This is a genomic window from Psychrobacillus sp. L3, assembly GCF_042945595.1.
Taxonomy (GTDB): Bacteria; Bacillota; Bacilli; order Bacillales_A; family Planococcaceae; genus Psychrobacillus.
This window is the reverse complement of record NZ_CP168493.1, coordinates 1,702,249-1,715,976: the sequence shown is the minus strand read 5'-3', so window position 1 is coordinate 1,715,976 and position 13,728 is coordinate 1,702,249. Positions and strand designations below refer to the sequence as shown.

The window sequence follows — 13,728 nt, the reverse complement described above, 5'->3', positions numbered from 1 at the left end:
TTGCTCTCGCACTGGCGATGTTTGTGAAGACCAGTTGCTCTTAGTAGACGTTTATTCTATTCTTACGTACTTTTCACAACATGATGAAGCATTTTCTTTAGGAGTCTTAATGTTTCTTCTGAAAATTTTTCTAAAGATGAAGCGGCGGCTGTCTTTTTACCAAAGATTAAATGAAACAAATTTATTTGCTCTTCTGATGCTTCCGTATCATTCAAAAACAAATGCAAAACGGATATATTCTTTCTTTCAAGCTCGACCACTGCTTCTGCAGTATCCATTATGCCATTTTGTGCATAACCAAATGCAGATGGCTCTCCGTCCGAAAACATGAGAATGAATTTATGTTGTTCAGGTCTGTGTTCAATCCTCTTCCCTATCCATCTAAGTGCAAATCCATCACGATTATCTTCATGCGCTTCTATCGAAAGAATCTGCAATCCATTATCTTTTTGCCCATCTTCTAACTTATGAACCCATTCAAATGTATTTGGTTGACTCTTTTCCGAAGCTTCAAATGCATCTTCATAGTGGACAACTATTTCATGTGTGATCTGTAATTTTCTTAACACATCATGAAATAAGAGTACTGCTTTTTTGGTTTCCTCTAACTTGTCTTGCATAGATGCAGATCCATCTACAAGTAATCCGAATACTGCGTTTAATTGCTTACTTGGAGCTGTCTTTTTATAAAACGGCTTTGGTCGCTCTTCTGTCCAGAGTACTGTCTGTTTAGAAGATAATCGCCCTTTTGCTAAATTTACTCGCTTCTCTATCTTTTTCTGTTCCATTCGTTTTTTCATTTCTTCTACGAATGCTTTTACGTAAGGAGCTTGTTCCTGTCGATATGATTGTAATAATAACTTGTCATTGGAAGTAGGGATCGAATTTAAACGTTTTTCTTCAAAAACAACATGTATATGCTCTTTTCCAAATGCTTTGCCGGCTTTTTTAGCTTTATTTGAATTCTTTTTGGAATGTTCATCTTGCTTTAATTCTGTTGTATTGCCAGCTGATTGTCCTTGTCCAATCTCTGTAATATCATGCCCCTCTTTGCCCTCTACTGCTGAAATACTTTGATCTGCTTTACCATCTTTGCCATGCTCCAGTTCATATTGCAAATGAACGCCATTTTCCTGTTCATTTTCTCTATGCCAGCTTCGAAATATTTCTTCTATCGTATCTTTCTTTGCCTCTTCCCCGGCTTCAGCATCTTTCATCCCTTGATGATAGTGAAAGGGGCTTGTAGATAGATTAAAAGGTGAAAGGATAGAATAATAGTCATGTAAAGTATCTTCTTTTATATAGTCATTCAATAAATAATATAACTCATACACAACGTTAATAGATGATTGGGAGTCTTTATTTTCATATACTTTTTGGATAATATTATTTGCCTGTTGAAAAATTGCTGGCCCATTTACATGCATCGTGCCTTCATAAAGACTTATATAAATATAACAAATAAATGCATCTGCTAGAAATCCCTTTTGGCTATTTACTACTAATTGTTGTTTATGAAAAGCCAAGTACATTTGAATTCGTTTAGCAAATAGTTTAACCGTACCTACTCTTTTTTTCTGGATCTTTTCCATTAAGCGAAACTCTTCTAAGCAAAAGACTAATTGGTCCATCCATTTTGCTAGTGTAACTGGACGTTCAGAGAGATATACTTTCCATGCTTTAATGTCAAAATCTTTCCAAAACCCTTCAGTTAATAAGTAAATATCAGATAATCTTCCTGCATCCATCATACTCTGTTCTCTGTGTCTCCAAAAGACACTGATCGAGATCATTTGTTCTTCTGGTTGAAATTCCATTAACTTTCGTTCATTAACCATTAGCATTCCATTTTTCGTTAATGCTTTTGCAACATTTTCATAATGCATTAGTTGTCTTGCATCGATTGTTTCATTGTTAAATTGAATAAAACGATTAACAGAGGGCATCTTTATACCTCACTTCATCCAAGAAGAGGCTAATTCTAATACTAGCTTTTTCTCTTGTTCATCCTCTAACTTTTCAGCGATGGCATAGGTAATTGCTCGTAGTGGCTCAATGAATTGTGCCAACTCCATAGCATGTTGTAGACTTCTAATGGAGGCCGCTTCTTCCGACAATAACCCTTGCTTCACTTGTTCCATTAAATCTGCTGCTAAATTTAACATAAGTGAATGTAATTCTTTAGGAGCAAATGGATATAAATCGCTCCAAAGGTTTCCGAGTAGTTCACCCGAAATATATGGAACAGAAAAAGATACAAAACGATTTTTTAATGCTTCATTCATAGGTGTTGTACCAATATATCCTTCATTTATCGCCGCAATAACGGAAAAGTCAGGATGCGCTTTAATTACTTCTCCAGTAAAAGGATTAGTTAGCATTCTACGGTAATCCAGCACGCTATGTAAAATAGGTAATGTCTCCGATTTAGCCATATTAATCTCATCAATATATAAAATATGTCCTTTTTTCATTGCTTCAATTACAGGACCTTCCACAAATTCAATTGAGTTAAGTCCATCCTTCAATACGATTGTTTTAAATCCTATTAATGCCTCTGCATCTAAGTCTACAGAACAGTTAATACTTTGCACCGGTTGCGAAAAAATCTGAGATACTGTTTCGGCAAGCTTTGTTTTCCCTGCCCCTGTAGGACCTTTTAGTAAAATGGGCTTTTTCAATGTTACGGCAATTAACACATCATCTAATAAGTGTTCATTTGGAGATACATATCCACCAGTTCCTATTAGTTGACGATCTCCATCGCTATGATTTCTATTTAAACGAATCTTTTTTTCTTTTTCAATCAGATCAATCATATATTAATTCTCCCTCTAATAAAAAAACCGATGAAATTCATCGGTTTTTTTATTGAAAATATTCTTTGTAGTAGCCGCCGATTTTACCTGTATTATCGATGACAAATAGAAACTCTTCTGTTTCATTTTTTACTTCGTATGTTTTTCCAACAGTTAGTACATTACTTACTAAGAATTTTTTAGCATCTGTATGAACACATGTAACTGTTTTATGTGTTGGTGAAGTTACCCAATTATTATGTATCATCTAACCACTTCCTTTACTTATTAGTATACGATTGTAATCCTCATAATTCAATAAATGCCTATAAAAAAATGCAGACATACCATTAGATATGTCTGCATTTTTACTAATTAAGAATTTAACATTAAATCTTCTGGGCTCTCTAGAAGTTCCTTAACCATTTTTAAGAATCCAACTGAATCTTTTCCGTCAATTACGCGGTGGTCATAAGATAATGCCACATACATCATTGGACGAATTTGAATTTCTTCTCCAACAGCGATGGGACGTTTTTGGATTGTATGCATTCCAAGGATACCAACTTGAGTGCCATTTAGAATAGGTGTAGAAAGTAATGAACCAAATACTCCACCATTTGTGATTGTAAATGATCCACCAGACATATCAGAAAGAGCTAATTTATTATCACGTGCTTTTTTCGCTAGTTGACCAATATTATCTTCGATCTCTGCAAAGTTTTTACGGTCTGCATCACGAACGATTGGTACTACTAATCCGCCTTCAGTTGATACTGCGATTCCAATATCAAAGAAGTTGTTTTTAACAATATAATCTCCATCAATTTGTGAGTTTACATATGGATATTTTTTAAGTGCAGCAACAACAGCTTTTGTAAAGAATGACATAAATCCAAGACGCACATCGTGATCATCAAAGAATTTATCTTTTTTACGAGAACGTAATGCCATTACATTTGTCATATCAATTTCATTGAATGTCGTTAACATAGCTGTACTTTGTCTAACTTCCAATAAACGAGAAGCAATTGTTTGGCGACGGCGAGACATTTTCTCGCGAGTAAAACGACCATCGTCTTCTGATGTAGCAGTAGCTGCTGTAGTAGGAGCTGCTTTTGTAGGCGCCGGTGCTGTACTATGAGCTGATACGTCTTGAACACGTACGCGTCCCATTGGATCAACTGGTGAAATTTCACTTAAGTTAATGCCTTTTTCACGAGCTAATTTACGAGCTGCCGGGCTTGCAATTGTTCGATCTTGTTCAGATGTAGTTTCAACTGCTACTGGTACTGTTTTTGGTGCTTCTGCAGGTGTAGAAGCTTCTGCTGCTTTTGTTTCAGCAACTGGTGCAGGTGCGGCTGATCCAGATCCCGCTCCTACTCTTGCAATTATCTGCCCTACTTGTACTGTATCGCCTTCTGCTGCGAGTAACTCACTTACTACTCCAGCCTCTTCAGAAATTACTTCAACGTTTACTTTATCTGTTTCAAGTTCAACGATGAACTCACCTTTTTCAACTGTATCACCTGGTTGTTTTAACCATTGTGCAATGGTACCTTCTGTAATTGATTCTGCTAATTCTGGAACTATAATATCTGCCACTTGAATTTCCTCCTCTAATCTTTCCTTGCTTAAATGCTTTTCACTGCTTCTTCGATTATACGTGCTTGTTCAACTTTATACGTGTCAATATCACCTTCAGCAGTACTTGAACGATCTACACGTCCTACGTAAGAGATTTCTTTGCCATTCGCTAATTCTAGTAAATATGGTAGAGCAAAATTCCAAGAACCTTGGTTCTTAGGTTCTTCTTGAGCCCAAACAAGTTGTTTCGCGTTTGGATATTTTTCGATAATTGCTTGAAGTTTTTCAGTTGGGAATGGATACAGTTGTTCTATTCGCACAATATGCAAATGTTCATATCCAGCTCCGTCTTTCACTTTATCCGCTAAGTCAATTGCCAATTTACCACTTGCAAAAACGATTTTTTGAACCTTTTTCGTATTTTTTCCAAGACCTGGTTGTTCAATTACTGTTTCAAATTGACCTGTTGTTAACTCCGCTACATCTGCGCCTACTAATGGATGACGTAACAATGATTTTGGAGATACAATAATTAATGGACGAATTGCTTCTTCTTTTAACATTTTCGCTTGTCTACGCAAAATATGGAAATAGTTTGCTGCGCTTGAGAGATTCGCAACTGTCCAGTTGTTTTCAGCTGCTAGTTGTAAATAACGCTCTAATCGAGCACTTGAATGCTCTGCCCCCTGACCTTCAGCAGCGTGAGGAAGAAGCATCACTAATCCCGATTTCAAGCCCCATTTGGACCGTGCAGCACTGATAAAATTATCAAACATAACTTGCGCCATATTTGCAAAGTCACCATATTGAGCTTCCCAAATTGATAAGGAATTATTATCCTCGAGATTATACCCGAATTCATAACCGAGAACTGCTGCTTCGGTTAAAGGACTATTGTAAACAACAAAGGATGCTTTTGCATCACTAATATAGTGCATTGGGGTTAACTCTGCACCAGTAGTTTCATCATGCAATACTAAGTGTCTGTGTGAGAATGTTCCACGCTGAGCATCTTGACCAGTTAAACGGACGGAATTTCCATCTTGTAAAATAGTGGCAAATGCAAGTGTTTCCGCATGACCCCAATCTACTTTTCCTTTACCTTTAAACGGTTCTTCACGGCGTTTAAGAATTTTTTCTAACTTTTTAAAAGCAGAAAATTCTTTAGGCCATATAAGTAACTCTTCGTTTATTTGTTTCAACTGCTGCTCAGCTACACCCGTTTGAATTTCTGGCATTCCATTTAAGACTGCTTCCGGAATAACAATTTCATGTGCAGTGGATTGTGGAAGTTCTTTTACTCGGTCATATGCTTGCTGCATTCCGTTGAAAATAGATTCATCTAAAGATTGTATTTCCTTAGATTCGATTAAATTATCTTTAACTAATTGTTGACCATATAATTCTCGAACCGTTGGATGTTTGTGAATAAGATGATACATAGTAGGATTTGTCACTAACGGCTCATCCATTTCATTATGACCATAACGACGGTATCCTAGTAGATCGATAACGATATCTTTTCCAAATTGTTTCCGGTATTCAATAGCAAATTTAGCCACACCTAAAACAGCTTCAGGGTCGTCTGCATTAACGTGAATAACAGGAACTTCATATCCTTTAGCAGGATCTGAAGAGTAATGTGTAGAACGAGAATCATAATGTTCTGTTGTAAATCCAATCATATTATTTGCAATAATATGAATAGATCCCCCTGTTTGGAATCCACGAACACGGCTATAGTTTAATACTTCTGTTACAATACCTTGACCTGGAAAAGCGGCATCTCCGTGTACTAGTATTGCAAATGCTGCATTCTTATCTTGTACTGGAAACCCTGGCATGCTTGTGGATTCTTGTGCAGCACGAGTTTGCCCTGTAACGATTGGACTTACTACTTCTAAATGAGATGGATTATATGCTAATTGGACAGTTAATCCCGATTTAGAGTGATAAGAAGCACCTTTATGGTATTTTACATCTCCATAGTATCCTTCCGATAATTCCAATGACCCATCTTTTGGCAGGAATGATTCAGTCGGAACATGTGCAAATTCTGCAAACATCATTTCATATGGTTTATTTAAAACATGTGTTAATACATTTAGACGTCCACGGTGGGCCATTCCAATATTAACTTGTTTCGTTTGTGTTTTATCCGATTGACGTACCAATTCATCTATTAATACTACTAAAGTATCTAAACCTTCTATGGAGAAACGTTTTGCTCCTACAAAAGTACGGTGAATGAATTTCTCGAAACCTTCAATTTGCGTTAAACGTTTTAATAATTTTTTCTTTTCATCTGCTGATAGGTCTTCTTTAATAACGCCGTTTTCAATTCGATTTTGTAACCATGCACGCTCTTCTGGTTCTACAATATGAGCAATTTCAAAAGCAATATTAGTCGTGTAAACTGCTTTTAAGTGTTTTATTGCTTGCAATCCATTTGTAATATTTCTTGGTGCATTGGAAATAAGAAAAGTAACTGGTACTTCTATTAAATCTTGTTCGGTTAAATTATAAGTTTTGATATCAATTTTTGATTCGTTTTTCGGACCATCATTCAGAGGATAAATATTAGCAGCAAGATGACCAGATGAACGAATGGCATCTGCTAGCTGTATAGCTCGAATAATCTTATCAAAATCATTCGATGATCCTGCAGAAATAGGAGCATTTGTACTTAATTCTGAAGAATTTCCTATGGAAGGAGCCCCATATTGTTGAAATAGACTAACTAATTCACTGTCCACTTCTTCCGGAGTTTGTAGATATAAATCATACTGCTCCATTACATAACCTAGGTTAGGACCAGAAAAAGCTGACCAAGGTGATTGTTTGTTCGACATTTAGAAAAACCTCCAACATTTTGTGCCTTTTAGGCATTGATGATAAAAAATGCAATAATAATATAAATTGTATAAAGACAAGTAAACATGTGCAAAACGTACACATTCTAAACACATTTACAGTTTACCACTATTTCAAGAGTACTTAAAGAACCTTTTGAAAGAACGATTTTTCCATTACCATCTTACTACTATCGAAAAAAAATACAATGCTTTTTTGTAAATTAAATAAGGAACTGTATAAAAAATTTCATTAATTCTTTTTAAACGTCATTTACCAGTACTATATGGAAGGTAAACACGGAACGTTGTGCCTTTTCCCAATTCACTTTCTACGTCAATGTTCCCCTTATATTCTTTTACCAACATATTAACAATACTTAAACCTAAACCGGATCCACCTTTTGATTTTGTTCTAGCTTCATCTACAGTATAAAACCGTTCAAAAATTTGCGTAAATTGATGACCAGAGATTCCAATTCCGTTATCCACTAATGTAATAATCATGTTTTTATCATTTCGAGTTACTGTAATCGTAATAATTGGATCATTTTCGTTATATTTAATAGAATTATCAATCAAGTTTCGAAAGATTTGCTGTAAAGCAGTTGGTTGAATTGTTACAAAGTAATCGGGATTAATTTCCATTGAAATTGCCACTTTAGGATGAATCAATTTATATTCTTTTTGTAAAAACAAGGCCACCTCTAAAATACTTGTTTGAAATGTTTCTTCTGCATGTTCCCTTCTCGCAAGTTTTAGCATTTCTTCCATTAACCTCTTCATTTTTTGTATTTCTTCTAAAGAGATTTTTAAAGACTCGTCTAAAACATGTCGATCATCTTTTCCCCAACGATTAAGAAGGGACAAATGGCCTTCTACAACCTGTATAGGTGTTCTTAACTCATGCGAAACATTGTAAATAAATTCATCCTGTCTTTTAATTGTTTTGGAAACTTCGTTCATAAGTTCTTTGTAAATTATTAACAATTCTCCTAATTCATCATTTGACGAGTAATGAAAATTAACTTTTTCGGAAAACTTATGTTGCTTGGCCCGCTGCATCTCACCTCTAAGTTCCTTAATTGGTTTTAATAAAATTGAAGATAAGGAATACCCAATAAGTGCAGAAATTAGAAGAGAAATAACCGCGAATATAAGCATTGCAATTAAAATATAGTTCATGAGCTCTGAGAAGCTTTCTAAACTATGAGAAATTTCTACAAATCCAGAAAAAGTTCCAAAATTCAATTCTTCTACTTTATGATAAACAAGTTGATTATTTATCACATCTCTCTGAAATTCAGTAGAGGATTCTTTTGAGTATTCCGGGAAATTACTCGCATCATTTATGCGCAGTAATTCAATTCCGTCTTTGTTTAATAATCTAATTGACTGCTTTTGGTTGACAATTTGGTTTAACAATGTTCGATTTCTACTAATGTCTTGAATTGTTATAAATGGTCCTTTCGATTGTAAAAATTGGACTACTTCATTCAATGTATTTTGCGCAATTTTCTTTTCAGAAATGAGCATCCAATTAAAAAGAGAAAAATAAAGTATGACACACATTGTCAGAAAGCTTAAAAAAATAGAAATAGCAGAGCTATAAGTCCATTTTTTTTGAAGTGTCCAGTTTTTCATTGACGCATCACATACCCGACTCCTCTAACAGTTTCAATCATATGAGACATTTCTGGAATTTTTTTTCTAAGATGTCTAATATAAACATCCACTACATTTGTTTCTGCTTCAACATCATACCCCCATACTGTTTCTAAAATTGACTCTCTAGCAAGCACTTTATTTTTGTTTTCCATTAAAAGAACCAACAAATCATACTCTGTTTTTGTTAGTTCGATTTGATTGTCTTGATAGAAAACTTGATGTGCATTTTTATCCACTAATAATTCAGACATAACTAATTTTGAATTCCGTTCATCTTCCCCACCAACCCTGCGTAAAATCGCTCGTATTCTGGCAAGTAGTTCTTCTATAGCAAAAGGTTTTACCACATAGTCGTCCGCACCAGCCTCTAGACCCGAAACTCGATCAATTATGGCATCACGCGCAGTAATTAGGATGATAGGTGTGTTTTTTTGTTTTCTAACTCTTCTACATATTTCTAGTCCATTTAAACTTGGTAACATCAGATCAACTAATAACAGATCATAGGCTTCAAAAAGTGCATATTCCAACCCTTTTCTACCATCATGTACAACCGTTACTTCAAAGTTTTCATGCTTTAGTTCCAATTCCACGAACTTTGCTATATTCACTTCATCCTCAATGAGTAATATTTGTCGTTTCATACCTATTTAATCCCCCATTTAAAATAGTCGTTTGAGTTAGTATTTGAACAGTATGCCTGTAATTTTCCAAAGTTTCTTTTCACTTTATGAGTTTTCCCTAAAGTAGTCCCAATACTAGAATATTGATTTTAGCAAACTTAGTAGGAATAGCTGCCGTTTCCTTGACATAAGTTATGTTCATATCATCTTTTTTTTACTAATTAGTGACACATAATGTTCAGATAATTCATATAGTAATGTCATATAGTTGAATGTAATTATTGCATGAGTTATATGATCAAATGATCTCCATTCAGCGTTGTTTCTTGTATGCATCAATCATATGTATTTAGAAAAAAAGATACAAGTTTTTAGACCGTTTTAGAAATTTTTTCTTCACAAAAAATTAACAATTTTTTTTAGAAATTTAACTATGCAAATGGAACAAAAATTAGTATATTATAAAAGCAAATAATTTTATAAGACAAAGTTCGCTTTGTCGTGGGAAGGCAAATGGTGCGCCACCAGTTTTGAGCTGGTCCTAGTAGGTTCGATTCCTACCCCGAAATTTTTTATGCAATTCGAAATGAAAAATTTCAGGGACCTAGGATGATACTGCTCATTTATGGTTCTTTTGGGGGGCACTTTTGTTGATTAGAAAACGTGATTTACATGAATGTACGGCATTATATGAATTAATGGCGGAACCATCCGTACTTGCATATGTACGCAATAAAGCAAGTTCAGCAGATGAATATTGGTTTATAACAAAACAGTTAATGGAAGAAGAAGAGAAAGGTCTTTCTATATCTCGAACAATAGTTAGTGATTTCGGTCAACCGATTGGTACGATTAATTTGTTTGATATCGAAAATGGAGCAGGGTTTCTTGGCACTTGGATTGGTAAACCTTTTCAAGGACTTGGATATAACAAAAAAGCTAAAGAACAGTTTTTACAGGAAATGTTTTTTGAAACAGATATTCATACAATCTTTTTACGTATACGAAAAAACAACGCAAAAAGTATACGGGCTACTGAAAAACTACCTTACTCAATGAAAGCAAATGATACGCATCCAAACATATATGAAGCAATTAATAAAGAAAAAGATACTTTCGATCTTTACTACATTCCTAAAGATTTATTCCACCTAGTTATGCTTCAAGAAAATACAGAAGAAGAACAAGCAATGTGAGATTATGCATAAACTCCCGTCAACTATTTATTTGACGGGAGTTCTTTATTTTTAAATTAGTAGGTATATGAAATTGAAATACTACGGATACAGTATTCACAACGACTTGAAGGGCTTCCGAATGGTTACTACCTAACGCAGGACTTCCCATATATTTTTACTTTACCGTCCACGGTATACATGATTCAGTAGTTGCATTATTAGAGTAGGTGTTACTAGAGAAAAATAGATAGAATCCATTAATAAAGAAGCGCTGAGCGGACGGAATTGTATCTTCGTCCACTTTTAAAAGAGTAGGAAAGGAATTATTTCCTCATTTACCAAACCATATGTACCTTGTCTCTAGATATTTCAAAAGGACAACGGATAAACATCCGCCACAAGATTACCGAAAAAAGAGGATCTGGAAGTGACGCAGACACTTCCAGATCCTACATAAAAGTCTAATAGTGTAGCCAATGTTTAGTCCAAAGCACTCGGGAATTGGTGATGCCCAAATGCACTTAAAGGACGCTTGCATTTTTCTTATAAGTTAAAAGTGTTTCAACAAATTCTGCTGGTGTTTTAGAAGTAGTAGTTCCGTTTTGTTTTACAGTAATTTCGTCTGCTTGTTGAACTAGTCTCGTAAGTGATTCTAAAAACGTTGTTGGAGTTAAGTTGTCTTCCTCTAAAACAAGTCCAAATCCTTTTTCTTCAAAGTAGTTCGCATTTAATAGTTGATCACCTCTACTTGCATGAATAGAAAGAGGTATTAAAAGCATCGGTTTTTTTAGCGCTAAAAACTCAAATATGGAGTTTGAACCTGCTCTCGTAATAACATAATTCGATATTTTCAATAAATGAGGCAACTCGTTATTAACATATTCATACGCAATATAATGCGGCTTACCTTTTAAGGACATATTTACATTTCCTTTACCACAAAGATGAATGATCTGGTATTTTTCTGTTAAAACATCTATATTTTCATAAATAGCCTCATTTATTTTTGCTGCTCCTTGGCTGCCCCCCATTATGATAATGGTCTCTTTATCAGCTCTGAAACCAGTTAACTCCTCTGCAGTAAAGGAATTTCCATTTAACAAATCTGGGCGAATAATTGCTCCGATAGAGGAAGCTTTTTCTGCAGGCAAGTATTTCAACGTCTCATCAAAAACTGTAAAAACATGTTTTGAAAAGGAACTAGCAATTTTATTCGCAAGCCCAAGTGTAATATCAGATTCATGAATAACTACTGGTATGTTTGCCAGTTTTGCTGCAATTACAACGGGAACCGAGACAAATCCACCTTTTGAAAATACGAGAGATGGTTTTACTTTTTGGAGGATCATTGCGGCTTGCATGGTGCCATAAAGAACTTTAATAGGATCGGAAAAATTCTTCATAGAAAAATACCGTCTAAGCTTTCCATTTGAAATCGCATAATATGGTATTTCCGGGAAGTTTTCAGTAATTATTGTTTTTTCTATTCCATCAGAAGAACCTATATAATGTATTTCATAGCCTTTTTCTTTTAATTCAGGAATAATTGCTTGGTTTAATGAAACATGTCCCGCAGTTCCTCCACCTGTTAAAACAATTGTGTTATTATTCATTAATAATCTCCTAACTATCTTATAACTTTAAAGGATGTATGCAAAATGCAAGAAACAAAAACATTATCAGAAAAAAGTTTTCAAATGATCAAAATAGTCGTCCCAATATTAGTCACTCAGGTTGCCCTGTATTTAATGACTTTTTTCGATGTTTTAATGACGAGTAAATATAGTATTGATCATTTAGCAGGTGTTTCTATTGGCTCATCACTTTGGGTGCCTGTATATACTGGACTAACAGGTATTTTACTAGGCATTACGCCCATTGTAGCACAATTAATGGGTGCGAAAAAGAAGGAAGACGTACCCATCTTTGTGCAACAAGGATTTTATATTGCTATTGTGTTGGCAATTGTGATATTTTTTGGTATTTTATTGTTTATTGATCCTGCGCTACAACTCATCCCGCTTGAGGATAGTGTACGCGTCGTGGCAAAGGATTATTTGTATATGATGAGTATTGGACTTATTCCTTTATTTCTCTATAGTGTGCTCCGTTCTTTTATTGATGCACTAGGAAAAACTCGTGTATCGATGATTATTACGCTGTTATCTGCTCCTATCAATATTGCATTAAACTATATATTTATATATGGGAAACTTGGAATGCCTGCACTTGGAGGGGCTGGTGCAGGGCTAGCATCTGCACTTACATATTGGTTAATATTATTTATTGCAATCTTTATCGTATATCGCAACAAACCTTTTGCGGAGTTAAGGATATTCCACGGTTGGAGTAAACCATCCTTCATCAAATTTAAGGTTTTAACTAAAATAGGCTTACCAATTGGATTGTCGATTTTTGCTGAAACAACGATTTTTTCTGCTGTTACTATTCTTATGAGCACTTATTCAACCGCAGTAATATCCGCACACCAAATTGCCATGAATTTCACCTCTCTGCTTTATATGGTTCCATTAAGCATTGCCATGGGAACAACCATTTTAGTTGGTTATGAAGTTGGTGCCAATCGTTTGAAAGATGCAAAAACCTATAGTTGGTTAGCAGTAATTACAGCTATATTGTTTAGCTTTATCTCAGCGACAATATTGCTCCTATTTAGAGAACAAATTGCAACAATCTATACGGATGATCAAGCAGTAATCACGTTGACGGTTCAATTTTTCTTCTTTGCGGCATTATTTCAGCTTTCAGATTCCATTCAAGCTCCAGTTCAAGGAGCACTTCGAGGTTATAAAGATGTCACGATCACTTTTATAATGGCTATCGTTTCGTATTGGATTATTGGGTTACCTACAGGATATATTCTAGCAAATTATACTTCTTTTGAACGATTCGGCTATTGGATTGGCCTTATTGTTGGTCTAACGCTAGGAGCTCTCACACTTGGTTCAAGACTCATTTATTTACAAAGGAAAATCAAAAAAAACGACGCGTAAAATTGTCG

Annotated in this window: 10 protein-coding genes; 2 read left to right on the top strand and 8 right to left on the bottom strand. The window is 34.9% G+C overall.

What is annotated here, in order from left to right; genetic code table 11:
* Positions 1–62: 62 nt before the first annotated feature.
* The 7 genes from ACEPXD_RS08165 to ACEPXD_RS08135 all read right to left on the bottom strand — a co-directional run bounded on the left by ACEPXD_RS08165 (position 63) and on the right by ACEPXD_RS08135 (position 9,549).
* Positions 63–1,946 carry a vWA domain-containing protein gene (locus ACEPXD_RS08165; RefSeq protein WP_391122160.1) on the bottom strand — a complete coding sequence of 628 codons (1,884 nt, stop codon included), beginning with the start codon at positions 1,944–1,946 and terminating at the stop codon, positions 63–65.
* 9 nt (positions 1,947–1,955) lie between these two features.
* Positions 1,956–2,819: an ATP-binding protein gene (locus ACEPXD_RS08160; RefSeq protein WP_391122157.1), complete on the bottom strand. Its 864-nt coding sequence runs from the start codon at positions 2,817–2,819 to the stop codon at positions 1,956–1,958.
* Positions 2,820–2,868: 49 nt separating this feature from the next.
* Positions 2,869–3,066 (bottom strand): DUF6501 family protein, encoded by a 198-nt coding sequence (locus ACEPXD_RS08155; protein WP_391122154.1) that lies wholly within the window; start codon positions 3,064–3,066, stop codon positions 2,869–2,871.
* A gap of 107 nt (positions 3,067–3,173) precedes the next feature.
* Positions 3,174–4,403: a 2-oxoglutarate dehydrogenase complex dihydrolipoyllysine-residue succinyltransferase gene (odhB, locus tag ACEPXD_RS08150; RefSeq protein WP_391122151.1), complete on the bottom strand. Its 1,230-nt coding sequence runs from the start codon at positions 4,401–4,403 to the stop codon at positions 3,174–3,176.
* A 29-nt stretch (positions 4,404–4,432) separates the two neighbouring features.
* Positions 4,433–7,237 carry a 2-oxoglutarate dehydrogenase E1 component gene (locus tag ACEPXD_RS08145; RefSeq protein ID WP_391122148.1) on the bottom strand — a complete coding sequence of 935 codons (2,805 nt, stop codon included), beginning with the start codon at positions 7,235–7,237 and terminating at the stop codon, positions 4,433–4,435.
* 270 nt (positions 7,238–7,507) lie between these two features.
* Positions 7,508–8,773, bottom strand: coding sequence for a sensor histidine kinase (locus ACEPXD_RS08140; protein WP_391123102.1), 1,266 nt, complete (start codon positions 8,771–8,773; stop codon positions 7,508–7,510).
* Positions 8,774–8,877: 104 nt separating this feature from the next.
* Positions 8,878–9,549, bottom strand: a complete 672-nt coding sequence (locus ACEPXD_RS08135; RefSeq protein WP_391122145.1) for a response regulator transcription factor — start codon at positions 9,547–9,549, stop codon at positions 8,878–8,880.
* A 629-nt stretch (positions 9,550–10,178) separates the two neighbouring features.
* On the opposite strand from ACEPXD_RS08135, the gene ACEPXD_RS08130 reads away from it, so the two are divergent.
* The gene (locus ACEPXD_RS08130; RefSeq protein ID WP_391122142.1) at positions 10,179–10,724 is read left to right on the top strand and encodes a GNAT family N-acetyltransferase; all 546 of its coding nucleotides are present in this window, start codon (positions 10,179–10,181) and stop codon (positions 10,722–10,724) included.
* 503 nt (positions 10,725–11,227) lie between these two features.
* Here ACEPXD_RS08130 and ACEPXD_RS08125 read toward each other — a convergent pair.
* Positions 11,228–12,319, bottom strand: coding sequence for an undecaprenyldiphospho-muramoylpentapeptide beta-N-acetylglucosaminyltransferase (locus ACEPXD_RS08125; protein WP_391122139.1), 1,092 nt, complete (start codon positions 12,317–12,319; stop codon positions 11,228–11,230).
* 45 nt (positions 12,320–12,364) lie between these two features.
* Between ACEPXD_RS08125 and ACEPXD_RS08120 the strand changes: the two genes are divergently transcribed.
* Positions 12,365–13,720, top strand: a complete 1,356-nt coding sequence (locus ACEPXD_RS08120; protein WP_391122136.1) for an MATE family efflux transporter — start codon at positions 12,365–12,367, stop codon at positions 13,718–13,720.
* Positions 13,721–13,728 lie beyond the last annotated feature (8 nt).